Source organism: Duganella sp. Root198D2 (assembly GCF_001428585.1).
Classification (GTDB): domain Bacteria; phylum Pseudomonadota; class Gammaproteobacteria; order Burkholderiales; family Burkholderiaceae_D; genus Rugamonas.
Genome location: NZ_LMIC01000006.1, coordinates 50,827 through 74,001, shown reverse-complemented (window position 1 = coordinate 74,001; position 23,175 = coordinate 50,827). Strand labels below are relative to the sequence as shown.

At 62.9% G+C, this 23,175-nt stretch carries 19 protein-coding genes and 1 tRNA gene; 7 read left to right on the top strand and 13 right to left on the bottom strand.

The features are described from left to right. Positions 1-137: 137 nt before the first annotated feature. On the top strand, positions 138-2,876 hold the full coding sequence (locus ASE26_RS08520; protein WP_057246009.1) for a TonB-dependent receptor: 2,739 nt from the start codon (positions 138-140) through the stop codon (positions 2,874-2,876). Here the strand turns inward: ASE26_RS08520 and ASE26_RS08515 are convergent. Continuing rightward, on the bottom strand, positions 2,873-3,559 hold the full coding sequence (locus ASE26_RS08515) for a YjjG family noncanonical pyrimidine nucleotidase (RefSeq protein WP_057246007.1): 687 nt from the start codon (positions 3,557-3,559) through the stop codon (positions 2,873-2,875). The two genes, ASE26_RS08520 and ASE26_RS08515, sit on opposite strands and share 4 nt — an antisense overlap. 51 nt (positions 3,560-3,610) lie before the next feature. Continuing rightward, positions 3,611-3,686, bottom strand: a tRNA-Lys gene (locus ASE26_RS08510). Between the two features lie 105 nt (positions 3,687-3,791). Between ASE26_RS08510 and ASE26_RS08505 the strand changes: the two genes are divergently transcribed. Both ASE26_RS08505 and ASE26_RS08500 read left to right on the top strand, forming a co-directional pair. Beyond that, positions 3,792-4,007, top strand: coding sequence for a hypothetical protein (locus tag ASE26_RS08505; RefSeq protein WP_055935207.1), 216 nt, complete (start codon positions 3,792-3,794; stop codon positions 4,005-4,007). A gap of 7 nt (positions 4,008-4,014) precedes the next feature. Next, a complete protein-coding gene (locus ASE26_RS08500; RefSeq protein ID WP_229208128.1) occupies positions 4,015-4,662 on the top strand; it encodes a pentapeptide repeat-containing protein in 648 nt (215 codons plus the stop codon). A 5-nt stretch (positions 4,663-4,667) separates the two neighbouring features. On the opposite strand, the gene ASE26_RS08495 is transcribed toward ASE26_RS08500, so the two are convergent. From ASE26_RS08495 to ASE26_RS08480, 4 genes are read right to left on the bottom strand one after another with little or no spacing between them, the layout of a single operon-like run. After that, positions 4,668-6,386, bottom strand: coding sequence for an FUSC family protein (locus ASE26_RS08495; RefSeq protein WP_156409903.1), 1,719 nt, complete (start codon positions 6,384-6,386; stop codon positions 4,668-4,670). 5 nt (positions 6,387-6,391) lie between these two features. Next, entirely contained in the window at positions 6,392-7,417 is a 1,026-nt protein-coding gene (gene mdtN / locus ASE26_RS08490) for a multidrug transporter subunit MdtN (protein WP_057246002.1), read from the bottom strand. Between the two features lie 8 nt (positions 7,418-7,425). Continuing rightward, the gene (locus tag ASE26_RS08485; protein WP_229208127.1) at positions 7,426-7,635 is read right to left on the bottom strand and encodes a YtcA family lipoprotein; all 210 of its coding nucleotides are present in this window, start codon (positions 7,633-7,635) and stop codon (positions 7,426-7,428) included. Positions 7,636-7,692: 57 nt separating this feature from the next. Then, positions 7,693-8,118 (bottom strand): MarR family winged helix-turn-helix transcriptional regulator, encoded by a 426-nt coding sequence (locus ASE26_RS08480; RefSeq protein ID WP_057245998.1) that lies wholly within the window; start codon positions 8,116-8,118, stop codon positions 7,693-7,695. Between the two features lie 122 nt (positions 8,119-8,240). Here ASE26_RS08480 and ASE26_RS08475 point away from each other — a divergent pair, with 122 nt between their 5' ends. After that, positions 8,241-9,389 (top strand): glycerophosphodiester phosphodiesterase, encoded by a 1,149-nt coding sequence (locus ASE26_RS08475; RefSeq protein ID WP_057245996.1) that lies wholly within the window; start codon positions 8,241-8,243, stop codon positions 9,387-9,389. Between the two features lies 1 nt (position 9,390). Here the strand turns inward: ASE26_RS08475 and ASE26_RS08470 are convergent, their stop codons facing one another. The 4 genes from ASE26_RS08470 to ASE26_RS08455 all read right to left on the bottom strand — a co-directional run bounded on the left by ASE26_RS08470 (position 9,391) and on the right by ASE26_RS08455 (position 17,555). Next, positions 9,391-12,378, bottom strand: a complete 2,988-nt coding sequence (locus ASE26_RS08470) for a TonB-dependent receptor (RefSeq protein ID WP_055935187.1) — start codon at positions 12,376-12,378, stop codon at positions 9,391-9,393. Positions 12,379-12,493: 115 nt separating this feature from the next. After that, on the bottom strand, positions 12,494-14,509 hold the full coding sequence (locus ASE26_RS08465) for a hypothetical protein (RefSeq protein WP_057245994.1): 2,016 nt from the start codon (positions 14,507-14,509) through the stop codon (positions 12,494-12,496). 10 nt (positions 14,510-14,519) lie between these two features. Beyond that, the gene (locus ASE26_RS08460; RefSeq protein WP_057245992.1) at positions 14,520-16,478 is read right to left on the bottom strand and encodes a glycoside hydrolase family 97 protein; all 1,959 of its coding nucleotides are present in this window, start codon (positions 16,476-16,478) and stop codon (positions 14,520-14,522) included. 69 nt (positions 16,479-16,547) lie between these two features. Then, positions 16,548-17,555 carry a LysR family transcriptional regulator gene (locus ASE26_RS08455; protein ID WP_082591323.1) on the bottom strand — a complete coding sequence of 336 codons (1,008 nt, stop codon included), beginning with the start codon at positions 17,553-17,555 and terminating at the stop codon, positions 16,548-16,550. Positions 17,556-17,709: 154 nt separating this feature from the next. Here ASE26_RS08455 and ASE26_RS08450 point away from each other — a divergent pair, with 154 nt between their 5' ends. Beyond that, complete coding sequence (locus ASE26_RS08450) at positions 17,710-18,936, top strand: GNAT family N-acetyltransferase (protein WP_057245989.1); 1,227 nt, start codon at positions 17,710-17,712, stop codon at positions 18,934-18,936. Positions 18,937-19,028: 92 nt separating this feature from the next. Further along, positions 19,029-20,105, top strand: a complete 1,077-nt coding sequence (locus ASE26_RS08445; protein WP_055935173.1) for an acyltransferase — start codon at positions 19,029-19,031, stop codon at positions 20,103-20,105. A 6-nt stretch (positions 20,106-20,111) separates the two neighbouring features. Here the strand turns inward: ASE26_RS08445 and ASE26_RS31420 are convergent, their stop codons facing one another. Further along, on the bottom strand, positions 20,112-20,909 hold the full coding sequence (locus ASE26_RS31420; RefSeq protein ID WP_229208126.1) for an energy transducer TonB: 798 nt from the start codon (positions 20,907-20,909) through the stop codon (positions 20,112-20,114). Positions 20,910-21,164: 255 nt separating this feature from the next. Between ASE26_RS31420 and ASE26_RS08435 the strand changes: the two genes are divergently transcribed. After that, positions 21,165-21,935, top strand: a complete 771-nt coding sequence (locus ASE26_RS08435; protein ID WP_055935171.1) for an ABC transporter substrate-binding protein — start codon at positions 21,165-21,167, stop codon at positions 21,933-21,935. Positions 21,936-21,996: 61 nt separating this feature from the next. Here the strand turns inward: ASE26_RS08435 and ASE26_RS08430 are convergent, their stop codons facing one another. After that, positions 21,997-22,311 (bottom strand): putative quinol monooxygenase, encoded by a 315-nt coding sequence (locus ASE26_RS08430; RefSeq protein WP_055935168.1) that lies wholly within the window; start codon positions 22,309-22,311, stop codon positions 21,997-21,999. 31 nt (positions 22,312-22,342) lie between these two features. After that, positions 22,343-23,152, bottom strand: a complete 810-nt coding sequence (locus ASE26_RS08425; protein ID WP_082507500.1) for a helix-turn-helix domain-containing protein — start codon at positions 23,150-23,152, stop codon at positions 22,343-22,345. Positions 23,153-23,175: the final 23 nt, after the last annotated feature.

Genomic DNA, 23,175 nt, shown 5'->3' with positions numbered 1-23,175 from the left:
CTGTTCTCGCGCGGTTGAAAAGGGGAGCCCAGTATGACTCATACGTTTTCGGAATATCAATACTGAAAGACGCAATACTTTGCTATTGCAGGCCCTGCGTAACATTGGCTCACCAAAATCAAAATAATGGAGACAACATGCGTAAGACTGTATTGGCGGCGCTGATCGCAGAAATGCTGCTGCCGCTGGGTGCCTATGCTCAAACGGCCGATGAGGCAATCGATCCTTCGGCCAAGGTGGTGGTGAGCGGCGTGCGCGCTTCCCTTGCGTCCTCGCTCGCGACCAAGCGCTTGCAGGAGGGGGTGGTAGATGCGGTATCGGCTGAAGATGCCGGCAAATTCCCGGATACGAATATCGCGGAATCGCTGCAGCGCGTCACCGGCGTGCAAATCCAGCGCAACAACGGGGAAGGGCGCTACATCTCCGTGCGCGGCCTGGGTCCCGAGTTCAATAATGTGCTGGTCAACGGCCGCACCATGACCAGCGACACCGGCGGCCGCGATTTCTCGTTCGACCTGCTGTCGTCCGACCTGATTTCGAAAGCCATTGTCTACAAGACTTCCATGCCATTCCTGCCGGAAGGCGGCATCGGTTCGACGGTCGACATCCAGACCGCCCGCCCGCTGTCCGGCAAGGCGGGCCACTCGGGGGTGGTCAATGTGTTCGACTCCTACGATTCGAACTCGAAGAAGAACACCCCCAACGTCAGCGGCATGTATTCCTTCGCCAACGAGAACAAGACCTTTGGCGTGACCGCTTCGCTGTCTTACACCGACCGCGCGTCGAAGCAGAACAAGGCCATCAACGACGCCTGGAACCTGCGCGACGTCTACATGATCGACGGCGACCTCAATTCCAAGGGCCTGACCATGGCCAACGTCAGCAGCAGGAAGCTGCTGATGCCGCAAAGCTTCGGCTACCAGCAGGAAAATGAAACCCGCAAGCGCCTGGTCAGCAACGTCACTGTGCAGTACAACCCTTCGCCGGACTGGAAGCTGACGGCCGACGCGCTGTATTCGCGCCTGAACCAGCGCAACGACGTGATCGCCATCAGCGACTGGAACAACCCTGTTCAACTGGGCGTGAAGTACGACGCCAACAACCAGGTCACCAGCTTCATGCGCCCCGGGGCGAATTTCTTCGCCAATAACCCGGCCCTGGTAGGCGACGGTACCGGCGTCCTGACCGATGCCAATTCGAATGACATGATCGTCAAGGGCGGCGACCGCTTGTCGATCACCAAGGCTTTCGGCCTGAATTCGAAATGGAACGTATCGCCGGAATGGAAACTGGAAGGCGATATCTCGAATTCACGCACGACCACCAAGACCCCGGACCAGTGGATCGTGGCCGGCATGGTGCCCAATAATGGCGACACGCTGGCCTTCGGCAGCATACCGAGCCTGGCCTTCGGCGACGGCATTACCGACCCGAATGCGGTGCGGGCGCACGCCGTATCGAATAAGGACGTGCGCTTTGCCGACGAATTGAGCGAAGGCCGCATGAGTGCATCGTGGGCGCACGACATGGGCGCCTTCAAAGGCCTTGATACCGGCATCTCGTATTCCCAGCGCAAGGTGGGGCGCAACCAATGGGAGAGCGATTCGTGGAACGCGTTCAGCGGCTACCATGTCGCGCTGCCATCGTCGCTGTTCACGGTAAAGTCGCTGGATAACGCCTTCCCAGGTGCGCCGGCAAGCTACCTGAGCTTCGATCCCTACGCGTACATGAACTACCTGAACCAGCCTGCCACGCTGGCGTTGTCGAACGATCCCGCGCTGTACCAGGATAAGAGCAAATTCCCGAATGGCCCGATGGCGATCGATTACACCAAGCCCAATTTCTGGAGCGTCAAGGAAAAGGTATCGAGCATCTTCCTCGACTCCAAGTGGGAAGGCGAGCGCTGGTCGGCCAATGCCGGCGTGCGCGTGGTGCATGTCAATTCGACGTCCACCGGCATCAGCCGCGTGCTGCTGTCGGCAACCAAGAGCCCGAACGACACCACCTACATCCTGAATTACGGCCCGGCGGTCGAGACGGCGGTCGCGAACAGCTATAACAGCGTGCTGCCTTCGGGGAACCTGAAGTTCGACCTGACCGACGATATGGTGCTGCGCCTGGCGGCTTCCAAGACCGAGACGCGGCCGACGCTGAACCAGATGGGCGTGGACAACTGGTATGGCGGCCGCTTCGGCGACGTGCAGACCGGCGGCGGCAACCCTTACCTGAAGCCGATGGAGTCGAAGAACCTGGACCTGTCGTATGAATGGTACCTGTCCAAGACCAACTTCCTGGGCGCGGCGATGTTCCAGAAGAACGTGTCGAACTTCCTGGAAAAGCGCCTCGAAGACATCACCATTCCCCAGTATTCGGAAGTGGCGCATGACACCCGCATCCGCAACGGGCAGAAGGGCAAGATCAAAGGCATCGAATTGGCCGGCCAGTACGCTTTCGACAACGGCATCGCCTGGCTGCGCGGCTTTGGCGTCGCCGCCAACTACACCTTCGTCGACGCTACCGCCAGCAGGGAAGATGCAGCGGCGCTGGATTGCGGTTACCCTGGCTTGTCCAAGCAGTCTTACAACGCCTCGCTGTTCTACGAGAACGAAACCTTCTCGGCACGCGTGAGCTACAACTGGCGCAACAAGTTTGCCGTCGATTGCGGCGGCGGCAGCACCCAGCCCCGCACCCGCGCGGCCTACGGCCAGTATGACCTGAGCCTGCGCTACAACATCACGCCGAAGATCGCGCTGTACCTGGACGGCATCAACTTGAACAATTCGCGCATGCACGAATATGCCAACAATGAGAGCCAGTTCCTGACGTTGGAAGATGTGGGGCGCCGCGTCAACGCCGGCCTGCGCTTCGCCTTCTAAGCCAGTAAAGGCGCGATATCGTCAAGGTGGGCGGCTTCGAACGTGGGCAGTGCTTGCGTGCCGTTGGCAGAACGGCCCGGGTTGTACCAGCAGCTTTCGATGCCGAAGCGGTTGGCGCCGAGGATGTCGGCGTCCAGCCGGTCGCCCACGATGATGGTTTCATCCTTGCTGAAGGTGCGTGCCATCCTGGTGGCGTATTCGAAGAAGCGGCTGTCCGGCTTGGCGAAGCCGCATGTTTCGGAGGTGGCGGTAAACGAGATAAAGTCGCCCAGGCCGGAGCTGGCGATGCGGCGGTCCTGGATGTGTGCGACGCCGTTGGTGATGATGCCTACCTCGCCGGCCGCTGCCAGCGTTTCGCACAGGCGCCTGGCGCCATCGACCAGCACCACGGTTTCGGACAGCGATTCCAGGTAGCGGTCGCTGGCTTGCCGTGCATCGATTTCCAGCCCGTTCGCGGCGAAGGTCTTGCGGAATCGTTCGACCTTCAGGAATTCCTTCGAAACCGTGCCGGCCTCGAATGCCCGCCACAACTCGATGTTAATGCCTTGATATTGCTGGAACAGTTCGTCAAAGCTGTCGTTGAAACCCAGTTCACGCAGCACGCGCTCGAAGGAAAGTTTCTCGGATGCGCGGAAATCCAGCAGGGTGTCGTCGAGGTCAAACAGGAAGAGGGAGTGCTTCATAGTGCAGATAATAAAATAGCCAGCCCGAAGGCTGGCTATTCTATCTTTTTCTGGTAGGCCGTGCGGGGCTCGAACCTGCGACCAACGGATTAAAAGTCCGCTGCTCTACCAACTGAGCTAACGACCCGAAGGGCCCGAATTATATAGATCCCGAATCGATTCAGCAAGTGGCAACAGGAGATCATCGGCGATTATAATCAGTGGATTCAACCTGCTACGCCCGGAATTAATCATGACCTACGAAGAATATCTTGACGAAGTGACCACGCTCATCTTCGAGAAATACAACCTGAAAGACGCGCTCGCGGTGAAGCTGGTGATGGATGCGCAGGACGCGGGGTTCTTCGTCCGTCATGACGACGACAAGAAGCTTCGCAACGTCGACCAGGCCCACAAGGACGCCAAGACGATCTTCGAAGCCTACGCCGCCAAGAACCAGCGCCGTTAAGATGGAAATGGATCGCGCCTCGCTGGAGCAGCAGCTGGCGGCCGGGGTTCGGCAGTTCGTACAATGCAGCTTTGACGAAGCCGACTTGTCCCGCCTCGACCTGCAGGACTGCGTGTTTGATCGCTGCACCTTCAACGGAACGATTTTGTATGCCGGCAAGCTGGCCCGCAGCAGCTGGCAGCGTTGCCGCGGCACGGCGGCGGATTTCGAATCGGCCGACCTGGTCGACGCCCAGTTCCAGGGCTGCGACCTGAATAACAGCAAATGGCGGCGCACCAAGCTCGCTTCGGCCAGCTTCCGCAGTTGCAAACTGACCGGCGCCGCGTTCGAAGAGGTATCGCACCTGGGCGCCAGTTTCGAAGAATGCCTGCTGGTTGGTGCTGACATGCGCAGCTTCTCGTTCCGCAAGGCGACCGTGAGCCAGCTTGATTTCTCGGACGCCGACCTGTCCGGCTGCGACTTCCGCGAGGCGGTGCTGGAAGGCTGCAGCCTGCGCGAAGCGGTACTCAAGCTGGCCCGCTTTGAAGGCGCAGACCTGCGCGGAGCAGACCTTGGCGGCCTGAAACTGACCGACGTGCGCGCCTTCAAAGGTGCTGTGATCTCCCATACCCAGGCTGCAGCAATCCTGGGTGAAATGGGACTTGTCGTCGCCTGAACGCCTTAATGCCTGGCCTGCTGCATGGCGAGCCTTTCTTCCGCCTGTGCCAGGGCATTCGCAATGCGGCGCGAGTTGCGGTCACGCCAGCCCGGTTCCTGCGATACGCGGCCATGCAATTCCCGGCACTGGTTCAGCAAGGCCCAAGCCTGCAGGCGCGCCGCAGCAATGCTTGCGTGATCTGCCTGCGCACAGGCGCTGACAGCTTTGCGCAGGCGTGACAGCGCCGTCTTGAGCGCCTGGCCTTCGCGTTCCGGCCACAGCAGTGTGTACACCGTGATCGAGACGGCCAGGCCAAGCAGGATGCCCACCAGGCGGTCGCGGATTTCCGTGACGTCGGTGACCGGCCCGAAGCTGCCCAGCTGCGCCAGGGCGAATGCAAACATCATCTGCACCCCGATGTAGTTCGTGCGCGGCGATCCAACGGCAATCCACGCGCCAACGGCGATGATGGGCAGGGTCATGGCCAGCAGGCCGACAATGCTGTCCAGGTGCGGCACCACGAATACGGTTGCCGCCAGCGCCGCCAGGCTGCCCAGGCAGCAGCCCAGCAAGCGGGCAATGCCCTTGTGCGTGGTTGCCCCGAGGCTGGGCAGGGCGAGGATGATGCAGGTCTGCATTGCCGTATGGATGCCTGGCCATTGCAGGCCGGTGTAAATGACATAGGTGGCCATCGCCGCCAGCACTGCCTTGAAGGCGAACTTCAGGCAGCTGATGCGCATCGGATTGCCGGCAGCGGCCGCAGCCGGCTGTATGGGCGGCGCGGCGCTTGCCTGTCCCGCGCTGGCCGCTGCACGCAATGCCCGCGCCATCTCCCGCAAGATCGCGCTGTGGGCGAGCATGGCGTGCGGCGCGGCTTCGGCAGCCTCCTCATGCCTGAACTCCGCATCGTGTCCAAGGCACGTACGCAGCGAAGCGCAGGCTTCGCGGATTGCAGCCATCTGCTCGCGCTCCTGCGGCGAAGGCTCAAACGGCGCCAGCCTGGCCAGTTGCGCGGCCGCCGCATGCAGGCGGCTCACAGCAGCGGTCCGCGCCGCGGTGCGCTCCTTATTGCCCAAGCTCGCAAAGGCCAGTTGCCGCTGCAAGGCCAATGCGCCGCGGCCAACGCGGCCGCTGTGAAAGGCAGGCGCAGCAACCCCCGCAATGCGCGCATCGAGCTGGTGTTCAACCTCGTCCAGCTGGCGGCTGTACTCGTCCACCAGCAGCTTGACCGGCAGCGCAGGCCGGAACAGGCGCTGGATGATCATCGTCACCACGACTGGATAGACCGTAGCCACGCCTACCCACAGCAGGGCGCGCGTCATGACCTCCGGGTCTTCGTAGATGTCGGCCATGCTTTGCCCGTACACCACGATCAGCGCCACCAGGAATCCGATGGCGCCAAGCTTGTTGCTCCTCATGAAGTACATGCCGCAGAACGCCACCAGGGCCGCGCCGAGAATGCGCAGCATCGGCGCGTCAATGAAGAACTTGAGCAGCAGGATGGAGGCTGCCACGGACAGGATGCTGCCGATAATCAGCACGATGCCGCTCATGCGGGTCAGCACCGTATTCTCCTGCGCCGTGAAGAACACCATGATCAGCGACAGCGAGAGCGAAGGAACCTGCAGGGCCATCGAGCAGACGATGACCACCGTGCAGCTCGCGAGCAGGCGCCACACCGCATCCATGCGGCCAGGAAAGGGCGCCAGCTCGTTGCGGATGCGCGCTATCAGGGCTTGCATGATGTTCACTTCGCGCTCAGCATGGCCACGGCGGAAGCACCGATGCGGAAGGCTGCGTCAGGCTGTTCGATCAGGATGCGCACCGGGAAGCGCTGCGCCACCCGCACCCAGTTGATGGAACGCGGTACGCGCGGCAGGCCCGCCACTTCGCTGCCGCCGTCATCGGGGAACACGCCGTAGCCGATGGATTCGACGGTGCCGCTGTAGCGCCTGGAGGTGTCGCCAAGCAGGTAGACCTGGGCGCGGCGGCCGGCCTTGATGCCGGCAAGGTCGGTCTCGCGGAAATTGGCCACCACGTACCAGCGGCTGGAACTGGCCAGCGTGAAGACCGCGTGGCCGGCGGCGGCAAACTGGCCGGCCGAGGTTTTCAGGTTCAGCACAATGCCATCGCCCGGCGCGCGCACTTCGGTATAGGACAGGTTCAGGCGCGCCAGTGCGATCTCCGACTTCGCCACCTCGCGCCTGGCGACCAGCGCATCGACGCCGCTGACGGAAGCTTCGGCGCGGCGCGCATCGAGCAAGGCTGCGCTGAGCTGGGACTGCGCGCTGCGCTTGGCTGTACGCGCCTGGTCGATCCGCTCGGCCGATACAAAGCCTTTGGCGAGCAGCGGCTCCAGTCGCGCCAGCGAGTCTGCCGCCTGTTCCGAGGCGGCCTTGGCATGTTCGACGTTCGCCTGCGCCGCAGCGGCGGCAAATTTCTGGGCATCGACCGTGCGCTGGGCCAGTTTGATTTCGCTGTCGAGCGCTTTCAGGCTGGCCTCGGCCTTGGCCAGGGTTTCCTCGAACGGCTTCGGATCAATGCGGAACAACAGCTCGCCTTTCCTGACGCGCTGGTTGTCTGCCACCGGCAACTCCACTATCCGGCCGTTCACTTCCGGTGCGACATTGATGGTATCGGCATAGACGTAAGCGTCATCGGTGCGCGGCGCCTGGTCGATCGAACGCACAACGTAAATGGCGAGCCCGATCGCGGCCAGGGTCAGGGCCAGGACGATCGCGGTCCAGCGGCGGGAGTTCACGGTCTTCTTCATGCGTCACCTTAATGTTGGAAAAATACGAGCCAGGCCGACAGCGACAGCACGGTGGCGAGGGCGGGGTAGCCCAGCGCGAGCAGGTGCGAAGGGGCGCCTGCCAGCCAGGCGCGCGCAGCCAGTAATGCGTGGAGCAGGAAGCACAGCACCGTGGCGCCGGCAATGCAGAAAAGCCAGTCGGGGAAATAGGCTCCCAGCACATTGATTGAAGGTTCCATATTCATTCCTGAATGTATGATTGCCTAGGCAACTGTTTGGGCAAAAAAAAAGAGCGCCTACCTTCCAGCGAACATTTTCAGCAGGAGCGACTCGAAAGCCTGGAGTTCCTGCGCACTGAAGGTGCCGAAGTACTGCCCGATCACGGTGCCCGAAGCTTCCAGCAGGCTCGGGAAAAGACGCCGGCCTTCTTCGGTCAGTTCCAGTTGCACGGTGCGGCGGTTGGCCACGCTCGGCGCCTTCTGGATCATGCCTTTCTGCTCCAGGCGGTTCAGCATGCGGGTCATCGCGCCGGGGCTGTATGAGAGTTCCTTGCAGATCTGGGCGGCGATATTGGCCCGCCCGCTGTGCAGGGTAGACAGCACCACGTACTGCGCCGCCGTGATATCGAACGGCGCGAGCTTGGTGTCCAGTTCTTCTTCCAGCGTTTTTTGGGCGCGGCTGATAAGCCGGGCAACGCGGCGCGGGTCCTTGTTTTCGTTCATAAATGAACTATACGTTGCCTAGGCAATGATTGTCAAGCACCATGCGCGCGCTTGCGCAATTCACAAGCCTGTCATTTTCGCTACCTACAATCCGCCACGTTTTCAACTCAGACAGCGGGGCAATGATGAAAAAAGCAGTAGGGGGCGCGGTAGCGGCGGCGATTTTGGCGGCATGCGGCGGACATTTGCAGGATCCGCTGCCTACCCTGGACGGCAACCCAACCATGGTGGCGGCGCATCGCGGCGCCAGCGGCTACCTGCCGGAAGAAACAGTGGAAGCCTATGCCAAAGCGATCGAAATGGGCGCCGACGCGATTGAGCCGGACGTGATCTCCACCAAGGACGGCGTGCTGATTGCCCGCCACGATCCGAACCTGGCCTTCAGCACCGACGTGGCGCAGCACCCCGAGTTTGCTGGCCGCAAGCGCAAACTGAGCGTCGACGGCGAAGTGCAGGACGGCTGGTTCGCCAGCGACTTCACGCTGGCCGAGATCAAGACCCTGGGCGGCATTTCGACCGATGCCGAACGCCCGCAGCAATTTAACGGCAGATACAGGATCGCGACCATCCAGGAAGTGATCGACATGATCAAGAATAGCGGCCGCAATATTGCCATCTACCCGGAAACCAAGAACCCGACGTTCCACCGCCAGCAAGGCCTGCCGCTGGAAGACAAGCTGCTGGCCATGCTGAGCGCCGCCGGCTGGACCGAACGCGAGGCGCCGGTTTTCATCCAGTCTTTTGAGCCGGGCAGCCTGAAATACATGCGCAGCAAGGGCTCCAGGCTGAAGATGGTGCAATTGATCGACGCCGATGACGTGGACCTGAAAACCGGAGCGCTGACCTACGCCGCGCCGTACGACAAGCCGTTCGACTGGGCACAGGCAGGCGATAAACGCCTGTTCGGCGAAATGGTGACCCCGGCCGGACTGGCCGAGATCAAGACCTATGCCGACGGCATCGGCCCATGGAAGCGCTATATCGTCAGCGTCAAGGGCGCGGTGGACATCAACGGCGACGGCAAGGTGAACGATGCCGACGCCACTACCATGGAGCCGACCTCGCTGGTGGCGGATGCACACAAGGCCGGCCTGTTTGTGCACCCGTACACCTTCCGCAACGAGAAGCGCCGCCTGGCCAGCAACTACAAGGGCGATCCTGCGCTGGAGTACAAGCAGTTCTTCGCCCTCGGCGTCGACGGCCTGTTCACCGACTTCGCCGACACGGCGCTGGCGGCGCGTGAGCAATACCTGAAGGAAGCCAGGCGCTGACTCAGAACTTGTGGTTGTACTGCGCGGCGAAGCGCACCTGGCGTTCGGGTGCGCGCCCCAGCACCTGCCCGTAGTAAGGGCTGACGGTGTTGGCGCCCGCGTTGTAGACCGGCTGGGTTGCCAGCGTCGTCTGGCGGTTCAGCAGGTTGAACACGTCCGCTTTCAATGCCAGGCCTTTGAACATGCGCGGCATATAAGTCGCGTTCAGAGCAATGCGGAAATCGGTCGGCATGCGGCCGGCGGAGCCACGTGGCGCAGGCTTGTCGTCGCAGTAGAACACTGCGGCGCCGTAATTCGCGGCCGGGTTCTTGCCGTCCTGGTTGAGCGCGGTCGGCAGGTTGCCGATGCAGGACTTCGGCGCGCCGGTGACGATGTTGATATTGCCGCCTACGGTCCACTCCTGGCCGAGCTGGTAGTAGCCAAAGGCTTTCAGCACGTGGGTATGGTTGTTTGGCAGGGGGCCGCTGGCGTGATCCATCAACTCCGGGAAGTCGAACGAGGTGGTGGCGGCAATGTCGGCCTGGCCGATGTCGGACATCACCTGGCCCTCCATGTTGCCCCTGGTGCGCGACAGCGTGTAGTACAACTTGCCGTACCAGCCGTTGCGCATCGGATGTTCGATGAAGAAGTCCAGCGCGGTGTACACGCGGCTTACTTTCGGCAGGCCGATTTCTTCAGCAGTCAGCGGGATGGAGACCAGCTTGCCGTCGCCCGCCAGGTCGAGCGTCAAGGTATTGTCGCGGCCCGGGTTGATCAGCAGGCATGGCATATCGTATTTGCTGGTATCGACGTTATTGCGTTTGCCCCAGGCGCGCAATGGACGCGAATCGCACCAGTCCTCGATGGTATTGCGCAGCGTACGGTAGGTGACCTTGCTGCCAACCGTGTACTCCGGCGTCAAGGCCGCTTCGAAGCCCAGCGCGATTTCGTCCTGGTAGGTGGCGCCCAGGTTGCTCGACGCGACCTGGCGCGGGTCCTTGGCATTGCCCCATTCGTTGCCGCCGGAAACCCGCGGGGAGATTTCGGTCAGCCCGGTCGGTACGCCGGTTTTCGGATCGACGCCGGTGTAGGTGAAGTAGTGGTCGATGTGGACCGGATTGCCGGCGAGGCGCAGCGCCACGCTGGTCGGGATCTGCAGGTGGTAGCGGCCCAGGTTGGCGAAGGCCTTCAACGTGCTGTCGCCGCGCACGTCCCAGGATGCGCCGATGCGCGGGGCCAGCATGTGGCGCTGCGCCGCGTAGGCCTGGCCGAAGCTGTTCTTGTTGGTGAACTGTTCGTTGCGCAGGCCCAGGTCGAGCAATACGGTATCGGTGACCTGCCAGCGGTCCTGGATGTATTGCGCCGACTGGTCGGTCTTTGGCGACGCAGAATCGCTCTGGTGGTACTCGTTGACGTAGTAGCCCTGCAGGCCGTAGCCGCCGCCCGAAGCAGGCGTGTTGCCGCCAGGGACCGTCTTGCTCGGATCGCCGTGGAAGTAGGTCCAGCTGCCGCCGCCGGCCAGCTCCGATCCATTGATCGAAGAAACGTTGTTACGGTCGATGCCCGCGCGCAGCGCATGGTCTCCCAGCTTGTACTCGACATCCAGTCGCAGCGTGGATTGCTTGTCTTCCGCATTTGGCACCTGGATGGTTCCGCCAATGGTCTGCGGGTTGGTATACGACAGGCCCGGCACCTGCGCATTCATCGGCGCGATGATCTGGTATACGCCAGGCACATAGCCTTCACGCGATTGCGGATAGGTCGACTTGAAGCGGCCCGCCAGCGCAGTAACAGTCAGGTTGTCGGTCAGGAAGCCGGTGTACTTCAGGATCGAATCGTTGGTCTTCGCGCCATCGCCTGTGGTACCGCCGGCGCGCACCTCGTTGCGCTGCAACGTGGCGTAGTCGAAGCCGTAGTTCTGCTGCGTCTTCTTGTTTTCGTCGTGGATCTGGGTGAACTCGAGGCGATGGTTGTCGCTGATGTTGTAGTCGAGTTTGAGCAGGTAGCGCGGGGTTCGGGCTTCGCGCTCGGTCCAGCCGTTGGTCTTGTTGAGCGAATCGGAGTCTTTGCTGATGTAGCCGGTGCTGAAGCGGTCCTGTTCGATGTTGGCGAACATGAACAGCTTGTCCTTGATCAGCGGGCCGCCGACGTAGGCGCTGCCGAAGACGTCGGTGGCATTATTGCCGTGGCGGTAGGTGAGCAGCTTGCCGTCGGTCTTCGGGTTATGGCCGGTGTCCGGGTAGTCGGTGTTGTCCGGCTTGGCGCGCAGCCAGTCCGGGGTGTATTGCAGCACGGCGCCGGCTTCCCAGTTGTTGGTGCCGCTCTTGGTGGTGATGTTCACCACGCCGCCGGTGGAGCGGCCGAACTCCGCGCTATAGCCGCCTTGCAGGATCTGCGCCTGTGCGATGGCGAAGAAGGGCAGGGTGGTCGAACCGATCTGGCGGTAGACATTGGTGACCGGGAAGCCGTTGATGAAGTAGGCGTTCTCGGTCACGCCGGCGCCGCCGAAGCTGTCGCCGCCGACGCGCGTATTGCCGCGCGCCGTGCCGGGGGCAAGCTGGATGATGCCCGACAGGCTTTGTGAGATCGGCAGCGCATCCAGCTGGCGCGCGGTGAATACCGCGCCGTTGTTGGTGTTGCTGACGTCGATCGTCGGGCGGCGGCTGCTGACCGTCACCGCCTGGATGACTTCGAAGGACGCTTCCACCCCCTGGCCGATCAGCGCTTCCACTTCCAGCACGCGTTCGACGACGCCATTACGCACCAGCATCACTTTGTAAAGGCCCGGCGGCATGGAGCTGGCGTTATAGCGCCCGCTGGCATCCACGCTGATGGTGCGGCGCGCGCCGGTGGCGATATTCTCCAGCACCACGACGCTGCCGCCTGCGTTGGCGACCTGGCCGAAAATGCTGCCGGTGGCATTCGATTGTGCATGGACTGGCCCAGCGAAAGCCAATGCAAGGGCGTGTGCGAGCAGCGTCATCCGCACACCTTGGGAATGGTTCTTCATTGCGTCTCCTGTTGTGGTTATGATTCGGCCGCACTATGGCGGCCGATGGAGACATGCTAGGTAGGATGGCGATGGCGAACAATTGAATGTTTACGCGCCATCTATGCCTAAAAGGTTATAGCTGGTCGGGAAGCGTGACGAGCAGCGGCGCCTTGCCGTCCCAGGCCTGGTCGAGCAAGGGCTGGCCATCCAGGCGCACCAGCACGCGCTGGCCGCGTGGCGTGCGTGTGGCGACGATGTCGATGCCGTCGCCGTCTTCGCCTGCACCGAAGGCGCGCATATGCCGCAATGCCATGCGCGGCCAGCCCTGCGGCAGGCGCGGTGCCACGGTGAAGCTGCGCAGGCTGGTTGCTTCAATGCCGAACAGGCCTTCCGTTACCACGCGCGCATACAGCCCGCTTTCGGCGGACAGGTGGCGCTGCTGCCCTTCAGGCCACGCTTCCACGGCATACGGCACGTGCTCTCCCAGCAGGCGGCGGCTCGAGTAGTAGCGCAGGTAAGGCATGGTGCGTTCCAGTTCGCCCGCTTTCAACAGGCCGCGCAGCGCATACAGCGTGGCCCGGTCCCAGAAGGTCTTGTCGCCGGCTTCGGTCAGCACGCCGTTTTCGCTCCAGAGCTGCGGCGACAGCAGTGCATCGACCGTGCCGCGCTGGCGTTCATTGATGCCCAGCGCGAGCGGCAGCGCGATCCAGGCGCGCAGTTTTTCGTTGCCGTCGTAGTAGCGGTAGGTTTCGAAACCATCCATGCGCGCGCCGAAGTAGCGTTCGATGGCGCCGCGCTGCGACTCCGCTTCCTGCCGCAGCGCCGTGGCGCGCTGCGCGTCGCCCAGCGAAGCCGCCAGCCGTGCTGCTCCTTGCAGGCCGCCATAGGCCAGCACATTGGTCGACAGGTTGGCTTTGCCGGCCGGGAAGCGGCCTTCCAGTTCGTCGCTGTCCGACTGCACGATGCCTTGCGCGTCGCGCTTGCGGCGCGTGAACTCCAGGCACCAGTCGATCAGGGGCAGCAACTGGCGGGCGGTGCCGCTGTCGCCCTGCGCCAGCGCGAACTGGCTGGCGCCGTAGGAGATCATGGCGCAGTCGCCGCGGTCGCCGGCGCCGTTCCAGTAGCCGCGTCCTTCGGCGATGATGGAGGAGGGGATTGGTTTGTAGTCCGCGTTCATGTAGCGCGCGAACATGCCGAAACTGGTGAGCGCGCTTTGCACGCCGGCGCTGTCGCCCAGGTAGGGGAAGAAGGGATTGATGTACTCCGCCTGGTCGTTGGCCCAGACGGCGGCATAATAGCGCGTGCCGCCTGGCCCGTGCAGCAGGCCGCCGCGCGTGGCGAAGATGCTTTCGGCGGCGCGCACTTTGGCGAAGGCGAACATCGCGTCGAGTACAGGTTCCGGCGTTTCCAGTACCAGGTTGGAACGCCATTGCGCCACCTTGCGCGCGCGTTCCTGCAAGGCTTCGCTACCGTCCACATACACCATCTCGTTCTGTAGGCGGCCGCTGATGATCACGTCGACATGCACGCGCGCACCGGGCGCCAGCTCGCCTTCGCGGGCAGGCGAGCGTACCTCGATCACGTAGGCGCCGTGGGTGCCGCGCTCGGCCGGCGTGGTTTCGCTGCGCTCCAGCGCACTGAAGCTGTAGCGCCGCGTGGCCGCGCCGGTGTTGGCCAGCTCCAGCCGCTCCACCAGGGCCGGTTCGCCGGGAGACGGCGTCAGGGTGCGCGTCAGCGCCAGGCCAGGGGCCAGTTGCGAACGCAGCGCGAGGCGGCCGTCGAAGCGTACTTGCTGCAGCCGTTCGGCGGCGGGCTGGCCGTCGACTGTGACGGCGGGCGAGGCTTCCGCGCCGAATTTGCGAATCAGGCTGGCGTGCGTATCGTCGGGAATGGTGCGCAGCATCGGCCACACCACGGTGCGCGCCAGCAGCAGCGAGCCGTCGGCCTGGCTGCCGTAGTCGATCACGGCGGAGACCTGGCGGCCGCTCATTTCAAGCTGGTCGCGGTGGACGTCTTTCACCTGCCAGCGAATGGCATCGCCGTCGAGCTGCCAGCGCGGGGTGAAGGCTGGCGGCGCAGCCTGCGCCAGGCTGGCGGCCAGCAGTGCCGCAGCGGGGATGACGGCACGGGGACGGAACAAGCGTTGCATCTGTATCTCCTTATTTCGTCTTGCGGATGATCGCCGCCCAGCCGCCGCCGGGCGCCAGCTGCATCGCCAGGCGGCTGCTGCGGGTGACGCTGGCGCTGCCTTTCTGTACGTCGGTAGCGAAGACCCCGGCATTCGGGCCGTCTTCCATGCTGTCCACCTGGTAGTTGCCATCGCCCAGGAAAGACAGGTCCAGTTCCAGGTCGCGGCCATCGGCGCCGGTCATGGCGCCGACATACCAGGTATCGCCGCGGCGCCGCGCCATGGCCACGTAGCGGCCAAGCTGGGCGTGCAGTACGCGGCTTTCGTCCCACTCCACCGGTACCTGGCGGATGAACTCCAGCGAGGATGGATTGGCGCGGTATTGCGAAGGGCTGTCGGCCAGCATCTGCAGCGGGCTTTCATAGATCATGTACATCGCCAGCTGGTGCGCGCGCGTGCCCTGGCTCATGGGGCGGTCGAAACTGGCGGCGAAGTCCTTGCGGTGCGCATTGCTCATGGCGCCCGGCGTGTAATCGAGCGGGCCGGCGAACATGCGGATGAAGGGCAGGGTGACGTCGTGCTCCGGGGTCTGCTTGTCGCTCCACTTGTTGTTTTCCAGGCCTTTCACGCCTTCGAAGGTCAGGACGTTGGGCCAGGTGCGCTGCAGCCCGCTGGGTTTGAAGCTGCCGTGGAAGTCCACCAGCAGGCGGCGTTGGGCCGCTTCGCGCGCAACGCGTTCGTAATAGTTCACCATCCACTGGTCGGAGCGCTGCATGAAGTCGACCTTGATGCCGGCCGCGCCCCAGCGTGCGAACTGGTCGAGCGCGGCGGTCATCTGGGTGTCCAGCGTCTTCCACGACACCCACAGGATGATGCCGACGCCACGCTGCCTGGCGTACGCCATCAGCCCGGGCATGTCGATCTCCGGCTTGACGGCCAGCAGGTCGCCCAGCTTGTACCAGCCTTCATCCATGATGATGTATTCGAGGCCGTTGTCGGCGGCGAAGTCGATGTAGTGGCGGTAGGTGCGGGTGTCGAGGCCCGACTTGAACGGCACGCCATACAGCTTGTTGCCGTTGTACCAGTCCCAGGCCACCTTGCCGGGTTTGATCCAGCCGGTTTCCTTCAGTTCCTGCGGCTCGGCAAGCAGGTAGGGCATCTGGTTCAGCAGCAGGCCGCCGGCATCGGCGGCAATGCCCAGGATGCGCCAGGGGAAGGTGCGGTTGCCATCGGTGTGGGCGATATAGGCCGCCTCCTGCGTGACCGGTACATTGCGGTCGTCGCGCGCGGTTTCTGCCAATGCCACTTTGGGGAAGATGGCGCGCAGGCCGGCCGGCTCGCCGTGCAGGTACAGTCCCGGATAGTCGCGCAGGCCCGATTCGGTGAACACCAGGTGCACGCCGCCGTTCTGCACCAGGGCCGGTACGCCAACCAGTTTGCCGGCCGCGTCGCCCACCGTCAGCGCCTGGTAATAATGCTCGTTATGCGATTGCATGGATTTTTCCTGCGGCCAGTACAGGGTGTCCTGCGGCCGCAAGTTGACGCCGGCGAGCTCGTCCTCCACCGTGACCTGGCCGGGGAGGGAAGTGCGGAAGCGGTAGGCGATACCCTCGTCGTAGGCGCGTACTTCCAAGGCGTAGCCGCCCGCGAAATCGAGCTGCAGGGCGTTGTAATGGTCGCGCACTTCGCGCGACTTCTGCGCCACCACCGGCCGCAAAACGGTGTCGACGCTGCGGCGCTGCTGGCCGGCCAGGCGCGGCTTGTCGCCCAGGGAGCCGATGCCGGCCAGGGTGATGCCGATTGGGGTGGGCAGCACCAGGTCGGTGCCGCGGTGGCTGACGGCAAAGGACAAGTGGTCGCCGGTGCCGATCGTCACGCGCAACTGGCGGTCGGGGGAGTCGAGTTCGATCTGGCGCGCGGCATGGCCAGCCAGCGGCGCGATCAGCAGCAGCGCGCCGGCCAGGCGGCGCGCAAGAGATATTTGGTTCAAGGCAGGTCTCCGGATTTAGGTGTGCCGCTCCATGCTATGCGCACGCTCGAAGACCGATCCAATGAGTTTTTACGCGAGAGCTATGTCGTAGAGGTTATATGTCGCGGGCATCTGTTCCGCTTCTGTCTCCTGCTGCACGGCGGGCGCCGAGGCTTCGCGCCGAATCGCCTGCAACAGCAGCTCGGCGCCAGGCGACATCACACTGTCGCGCCTGCGGATGATGCCGAAAGGGTCCATGCGGCAGTCCAGCTCCAGCGGCAGGATGTCCAGCAGCCCCAGTTCCTGGTAGCGCCGCGCCACGTCTTGCGACATGACATTCAGCGCATCGCTCATTTGCAGCATGCTGGTGATCAGCACAATCTCGCTGGTGTCGACGATATCGCCCGGCGGCTCCAGGCCGGCGTTATGGAACAACTGGTCGAAGCGCTGGCGCAGGACGCTGCCGGGCGGCGGGGTGATCCAGGGCGCCTGCACCAGGTCATGCAAAGCAAGCCCGCTGCGACCGGCCAGCGGATGGCCGGTCCGCGCCACCACCACTACCGGCTCCGGCGCCAGCTCTTCGTACACAAGTTCCGTGCAATCGTGGAAGCCGGTAAGGCGCGCCAGCAGGAAGTCGAGCGTGCCGCGCTGCAGCCGCTCCAGCAATTCGTTGCTGGCCTCGATCTGCACGCCGATACGCAGCTGCGGCACCTGCTGTTTGACGCGCGTGATGGCGCGCGGCAGCAGGCTCAATGCCGGCGTCATGATGCTGCCGACGTCGACCTGGCCCGCCAGGCCGGCCTTGAGCGCAACGATATCTTCATGCGCGCGCGCCAGGCTGCTCAGGGCCATGCGCGCATGGCGGATCATGCTCTCGCCATAGATCGTCGGCGCCATGCCGCGTGGATGGCGCTCGAACAGGGCGATGCCGAGCATGTCCTCCAGTTCCTTGAGCTGCTTGGAAGCCGCCGGCTGCGTCATGCACAGCGCCTCGGCTGCGCGCAGGATATTGCCGGCGTCGTCGATGGCGATCAACAGCAGGAGCTGGCGGGTCTTGAGCCGCGCGCGCAGGTACCAGTTCGGATTTGGAGCAGTCATTGCATTGCCTTTCGGGTCGATTGGCATTTTTAACATGTTCAAAATGGTATCGGTGTTGCCTATTTGGTGATTGGTTGTATATCGAGGCTTCCCTTAACTTATTCAGCACAATGCCGCTCGTGTTAGACTGCGCCGTCCAATTGCCAATTTTGTAATGATGAAGATCCAGCAAAAACTGCGCTCAGTCAAAACCGCCCTATCCGAACGCCGCGAAGTGCGCAAGCGCCTGCGCGGCCCCGCCCAACTGCGCTACGCCATTGCCGACTCCATCGGCATGCTCGATGCGCAGGCATGGAAAGGGCTTACGGCCCAGGCAGGCTTTTTCCTGTCCTACGATTACCTGCGCTCGCTGGAGAGCGTGCTGCCGGCCAATCTCGACCCGCGCTACGCGCTGGTGTACGAAGATGAGCAGCCGGTTGCCGCGCTGTATATGCAGCTGGCCGATATCAGGCTGGCCCAGGCCAGCAAAACCTCGTTCGGTTCGCTGGGCGAGAGCCTGGGCCAGCGCGTGCTCACCTGCGGCAACCTGCTGACCTTCGGCCAGCACGGCATCGCCATCGCGCCCGGCGTCGATCCGGAACTCGCCTGGCACGGCGTCGCGGAAGTGCTGTACCGCGTGCGCCAGGCGGAAAAGCTGGCCGGTTCCGCCAACTTCGTCATGATCAAGGACTTGCACGGTCCCCAGGTGGAGGACGCAGCCTTCCTTAAGAACCTCAGCTACCGGTTCGTCGAAACGGAGCCGAACATGGTGCTGGCCCTCGGCGAAGACTGGAAAAGCTACGACGACTACCTGGCCAGCCTGGCTTCAAAGTACCGCGCCAACGTCCGCAACGGCATTTTGAAGCCGATCGAAGCGGCGCAATGTAGGGTGGAGCATTTCAGCGACATGGCCGCCATGCAGGACGAAATCCACGCCCTGTATAAAGCCGTGCAGGTCAATGCCGGCTTCCGTCCGTTCGAGCTGCTGCCGGAGTACTTCCCGGCGCTGCAGGAAGCGGCAGGGGAGCGCTTCCGCTGCAGCGTCCTGAAACGGGAAGGCAAGATGCTGGGCTTCCTGGTCACCATCGCCGACGGCGAGACTGCCATTGCTTTCCACATCGGCTTTGACCGCGCCGCCGCAGCCGACCTGCCGATTTACCTGCGCCTGCTGCATGCCGGTATCGCCGACGCCATTGGACTGGGCTGCAAGCGCGTCTCCTTCGGCCGTACCGCGCTGGAGCCGAAGGCCGCTCTGGGGGCGAGGCCGGAAACATACGGCGTCTTGATCCGTCACCGCCAGCCATTCATGAACAAGGTGATCAAGCACCTGCTGCTGAATATTGACCACGACGAAGCTCCTGACCGCAGCCCGTTCAAGAAGGCTGAGGGCAAGGCTGCGTAACATCTGGTTACTTACGAGGCGCTAGGCGCGCGCCTCTAATCTGCTGAGCTCGGTTATCATGTTGACCTTTCGCATAGTCGGCAGCAGATGTAATGAAGTATGGCGTGATCAATTTATTAAAGGCTGTTGCAGCGCAGCTAATTGTGTTGCACCACTTGGCATTTTATGGCCCCATGGCGGACCACGTGCGCCTTATCCTGCCAGACCTGATCGACTGGCTGGCGGGTAGCGCACGCATTGCCGTGCAGGTATTCCTGGTGGTGGGAGGCTTCCTTGCCGCCAAATCGCTGGCGCCGAGCGCGCAGCCGGTCATGGTCGACCCGCTGGGCGCTGTCTGGCGCCGCTACGCCAAACTGGCGCCGCCTTTCATCGCAGCGACCCTGATCGCTGCGGCGGCATCCATGCTGGCCAGCCAGTGGATGGACCATCACTCGATTTCCGCACCGGCGACCGCCGGCCAGCTCGCGGCGCACGCGGTGCTGGCACATGGGGTGCTCGGTTTCCCTTCGCTGTCGGCGGGGGCCTGGTACGTTGCCATCGATTTCCAGCTATATGCCATGGTTGTCGCCATCCTTTGGCTGGCCGCCCGCATCACCGGCCCGGCGCGCCGCACATGGCTGGTGCCAAGCCTGGTCGCCATCGGCAGCGTGCTGTCGCTGTTGCACTTCAACCTGGACTCGGATTGGGATAACTGGGGGCCATACTTCTTCGGCAGCTACAGCCTGGGCCTGGCCGCATGGTGGGCCGGCGATCCGCGCCGCAAGACGCGCGGTGCCGTGCTGGTACAGGCGGCAATTTTCCTGCCCGCCTTGCTGGCGCTGGCCGTGAACTTCCGCAGCCGCCTGGCGCTGGCCATAATGGTGGCTTGCGCGCTGGTGATCTTCGGCCGCACCCAATTCAGTGGCGAAGGCCGCCTGCAGGCAGTCGTCAATGCGCTGGCGCGCACTTCGTACTCGGTGTTCCTGATCCACTTCCCGGTCTGCCTGCTGGTGAACGCCGCCTTCACCCGCTTCGTGCCTGCCGATCCGGTGCTGCAAGGCGTTGGCATGCTGACCGCCTGGGGCGCCAGCCTGGCCGCCGGTGCCGCATTCCATCGCTGGATCGAAATGCCGCTGGGACGCCTGCTGCAACCGTCTTCCGCCCCAGCCGGCGCCGCCCAGCGCGCCTAACCATACTTACTCAAGCGACCAGACGTATTCCATCACCAGCCATGAAGCGACGGGTTTGCCGTCCTGCTCGGCTGGTGTGAATTCGCAAGACGCCACCGCTAGCAGCGCTGCATTATCAAGCTCGCTGTATCCGCTCGATTTGAGCTTCCTTGCGCGTTTTACGTTGCCATCTGCGTCGACCAGGAATGCAAGCCTGACGGCGCCCGTCTCTTCGTAGCGCAGTGAGGCGTGCGGCCAGTTTGGCTTGTTAAAGCTGGCGGCTCCCGGGCGCGCTACCTGCTTACCCGTTGCCGGGTCCTTGGCACCGATGATCAGCGCAGGAAACGCTGCTTCAGCCTGGGCCAGTTTGGCAGCATTCAAGTCGACCAGCGTAACGGCTTCGCCGAATACTGCTGCGGAATCACTTGACTGTGCTGCCTGCACGTATGCCTCGCGCATGGCGGCAGGGTTGCCCGCCCAGTTATATGCGACGAGCAGGGCTGCGATGGCATCATCCTTCTGCCCCTTGGCCATGAATACGGCCGCCAGGTCGGACCAGAACGGTGCGTACGAGGGCTGCAGGCGTATAGCGTCCTTAGCCTCGTCCTCGGCGGCCAGGTACTGCTTTTGCTCCAGGTAGCGCAGGGTAAGGGCGCGGCGGAGCGCCGGCAGCTGGAAGAAGTCCTGTTTTGCGAATTGCAGCACCGAGGTCATGGCGGCAGCGGGCGCGCCAATGCCTGCCGCTTCGGAGCCGATGCCCGGCCGGACCTTCTTCTTTTTCTGATCCTCCTGCCAGTTCGGGGCCAGGGCGGCCAGGCGGGCCATTTGCGCAAGCTCATTTGCGTGCTCGCCCGACCTGGCACTTGCCAGCACGGCTGCGATGCAGGAGTTTTGGTCCGGACAGGCTGGGTTGGCCATAACAAGGCTTGGCACCATTGCCACACAAACGATCCAGAAGTGGCGGATTCGCATTCTTGACATCTTTCCTGGTTTATTGAGAAAGGCGCAATTATAGATTGCTGGGAATTGCATCATGCTTGGTATATCGTGTAAGAAGCATGGTAGTAGCCGGAGGACAGTATGTGGCTCAGGTATGCATTGGAAGTCCGGGCGCAAACCTGGCTTTGGCTGGCCCTGGCCATAAGCTGTGCCGCCAGGGCGCAGGAAGCGGCCATGCCGGAGGTCCACGTCGGTATGGGTTTGCCAAAGCCGCCTTATGTCATGGAGTCGGGCAAGGCGGGGCTCGACTATGACATCGCCAGGCAATCGTTGGCTGCCGGCGGCTACAGGCTGGTTGGACATATGCTTCCACAAACCCGGGCGCTGGCGATGCTGCGCGCAGGCCAACTTGATGGGTTGCTGTCTATCAGCGAGGGAATTGGCGGCCAGGACTACTTCACAGACAATTACATCGTCTACCAGAACGTCGCGACCACACTCACCCGCCGCAATCTGAAGATCCAGCAGATTGAGGATTTGGCCAATTATTCGGTGGCGGCATTCCAAAATGCCAGTATGGTGCTGGGGGACCGCTTTGGCCTGGTTGCCAGCGGCCATTCGGACTACAGGGAGGTGCCGGCCCAGATCACACAGAACAAGCTTCTTTTCACCGGCAGGGTAGACGTTGTGATTGGCGACCGCATGATCTTCCGCTATTTTTCCGAAAAGCTCGAACCGCAAATCAATGCAGGGCAGGCGGTGTCCTTCCACAGGATTTTCCCCGAAAGCCCGCGCAGGGCAGTGTTTCGCGATGTCCGTGTGCGCGATGCATTCAACGCCGGCTTGAAAAACCTCCGTGCCAACGGTACATACGACACGCTCGTGAAACAGTACCTTGGCCCGCAGCCTTAGTGCCCGGCGGGCCACGGGATTTTTTGCGATGCTATGCTTGCGGGGACGGTTCTTGCAGGTATTAATGGTCGTTGCCGCCCTCGCGCAGGAAACCATTGAACCGGGCCATGCGCACCAGCGAGGGCGGCACGCTTAGATAGTGCCCGAAGTTGGCGACCAGGGCCTGCAAGGGCGCGCTTTCCAGGTGCGCCTGCATGGCGGCTGCATCGGCGTAGCGTTCGAATACGATGATCCGGTTTTCGTTTTGAAAGTCCGTCAGCACTTCGTACTGCAGTGTTCCGGGCTCGGTACGTGAATATGCCACGAGCTGATCCAATGCGGCAAGCAGGTCGGCGCGGGACTGAGGGTTGGCTTCCAGCGTGGCAAGCAGATACATGACGGCTCCGTAAAAAGTATGGTGCCCCAGCTTACGCAATCGGCCTCGATGGCGGATTGTAGAAATGGGACTTTCCGCGCATGCCCGCGATGATCGCCTGCGGCGTGTGGCCAGTCAGGGCGCGCGTTTCGTGGATAAAGTGCGGCTGGTCGAAGTAGCCCATGCGCATGGCGGCATCGAGTGCGGGCATGCCGGGGGAGAGCGCCAGCATGCGCAGTGTATGGCCAAGGCGGGCGATCCGCGCAAACTGTTTGGGACCGAGTCCGTAGGTGTCGGTGAACTTGCGCTGGAAGTGGCGGCGCGTCCAGCCCGATTCCTCGGCCAAAGTTTCAATGGCGGTGCCGGGGGCGTAATACAGCTTGTCGAGCAGGACATCGAGTCCACGTCCACTGCGGTCTTCATGTTGACCCAATCTCGCCAGGAAGAACTGGTCGAGCGCAGAAGCGCGCATGGCCGGACCGATGGCTTGCGCTAGCCGGTCGGACAAATGCTCGGTGCTTTCGCCCCAGATTGCCGGGGCCGGCCAATACTGGTCGTGCAATTGCGCCAGCGATTGGCCGCAGAAATGGCGCAGGCTTCCGCCACGAAAGCGCACGGCGACGAAACCAAGTGGTCCATTTCCTTCGATGGCGATGGCGCGCGTGCGCAGGGAGAGGATGACTGCGCGCGGCGACTGCCTGCCATCGAGGAGATACGGTGTGCCGTAATGGAAGATGCACTCGGAACCGGTTCCGGGTGGAAGCAGCGGAGGGAGGGGATGGTTACCCTCCCAACCCCAGTAGCGATCGATAAAGGGGCGCAGTTGCGCGGTCGGGCGAAGATGCCAGCATTGTTGGTGCATGCTGGCGATGTTACCCGATTCCG

Bases quoted from the DNA above. Each gene is read 5' to 3' on its own strand.
- ASE26_RS08435 (WP_055935171.1), top strand. From the start codon at position 21,165: ATGTGGCTCAGGTATGCATTGGAAGTCCGGGCGCAAACCTGGCTTTGG.
- ASE26_RS08450 (WP_057245989.1), top strand. From the start codon at position 17,710: ATGATGAAGATCCAGCAAAAACTGCGCTCAGTCAAAACCGCCCTATCC.
- ASE26_RS08520 (WP_057246009.1), top strand. From the start codon at position 138: ATGCGTAAGACTGTATTGGCGGCGCTGATCGCAGAAATGCTGCTGCCG.
- ASE26_RS31420 (WP_229208126.1), bottom strand. From the start codon at position 20,909: ATGGCCCGCCTGGCCGCCCTGGCCCCGAACTGGCAGGAGGATCAGAAA.
- ASE26_RS08455 (WP_082591323.1), bottom strand. From the start codon at position 17,555: ATGACTGCTCCAAATCCGAACTGGTACCTGCGCGCGCGGCTCAAGACC.
- ASE26_RS08445 (WP_055935173.1), top strand. From the start codon at position 19,029: ATGAAGTATGGCGTGATCAATTTATTAAAGGCTGTTGCAGCGCAGCTA.
- ASE26_RS08465 (WP_057245994.1), bottom strand. From the start codon at position 14,509: ATGCAACGCTTGTTCCGTCCCCGTGCCGTCATCCCCGCTGCGGCACTG.
- ASE26_RS08470 (WP_055935187.1), bottom strand. From the start codon at position 12,378: ATGAAGAACCATTCCCAAGGTGTGCGGATGACGCTGCTCGCACACGCC.
- ASE26_RS08430 (WP_055935168.1), bottom strand. From the start codon at position 22,311: ATGTATCTGCTTGCCACGCTGGAAGCCAACCCTCAGTCCCGCGCCGAC.
- ASE26_RS08480 (WP_057245998.1), bottom strand. From the start codon at position 8,118: ATGAACGAAAACAAGGACCCGCGCCGCGTTGCCCGGCTTATCAGCCGC.
- ASE26_RS08475 (WP_057245996.1), top strand. From the start codon at position 8,241: ATGATGAAAAAAGCAGTAGGGGGCGCGGTAGCGGCGGCGATTTTGGCG.
- ASE26_RS08485 (WP_229208127.1), bottom strand. From the start codon at position 7,635: ATGGAACCTTCAATCAATGTGCTGGGAGCCTATTTCCCCGACTGGCTT.
- mdtN (WP_057246002.1), bottom strand. From the start codon at position 7,417: ATGAAGAAGACCGTGAACTCCCGCCGCTGGACCGCGATCGTCCTGGCC.
- ASE26_RS08495 (WP_156409903.1), bottom strand. From the start codon at position 6,386: ATGCAAGCCCTGATAGCGCGCATCCGCAACGAGCTGGCGCCCTTTCCT.
- ASE26_RS08505 (WP_055935207.1), top strand. From the start codon at position 3,792: ATGACCTACGAAGAATATCTTGACGAAGTGACCACGCTCATCTTCGAG.
- ASE26_RS08500 (WP_229208128.1), top strand. From the start codon at position 4,015: ATGGATCGCGCCTCGCTGGAGCAGCAGCTGGCGGCCGGGGTTCGGCAG.
- ASE26_RS08515 (WP_057246007.1), bottom strand. From the start codon at position 3,559: ATGAAGCACTCCCTCTTCCTGTTTGACCTCGACGACACCCTGCTGGAT.
- ASE26_RS08425 (WP_082507500.1), bottom strand. From the start codon at position 23,152: ATGCACCAACAATGCTGGCATCTTCGCCCGACCGCGCAACTGCGCCCC.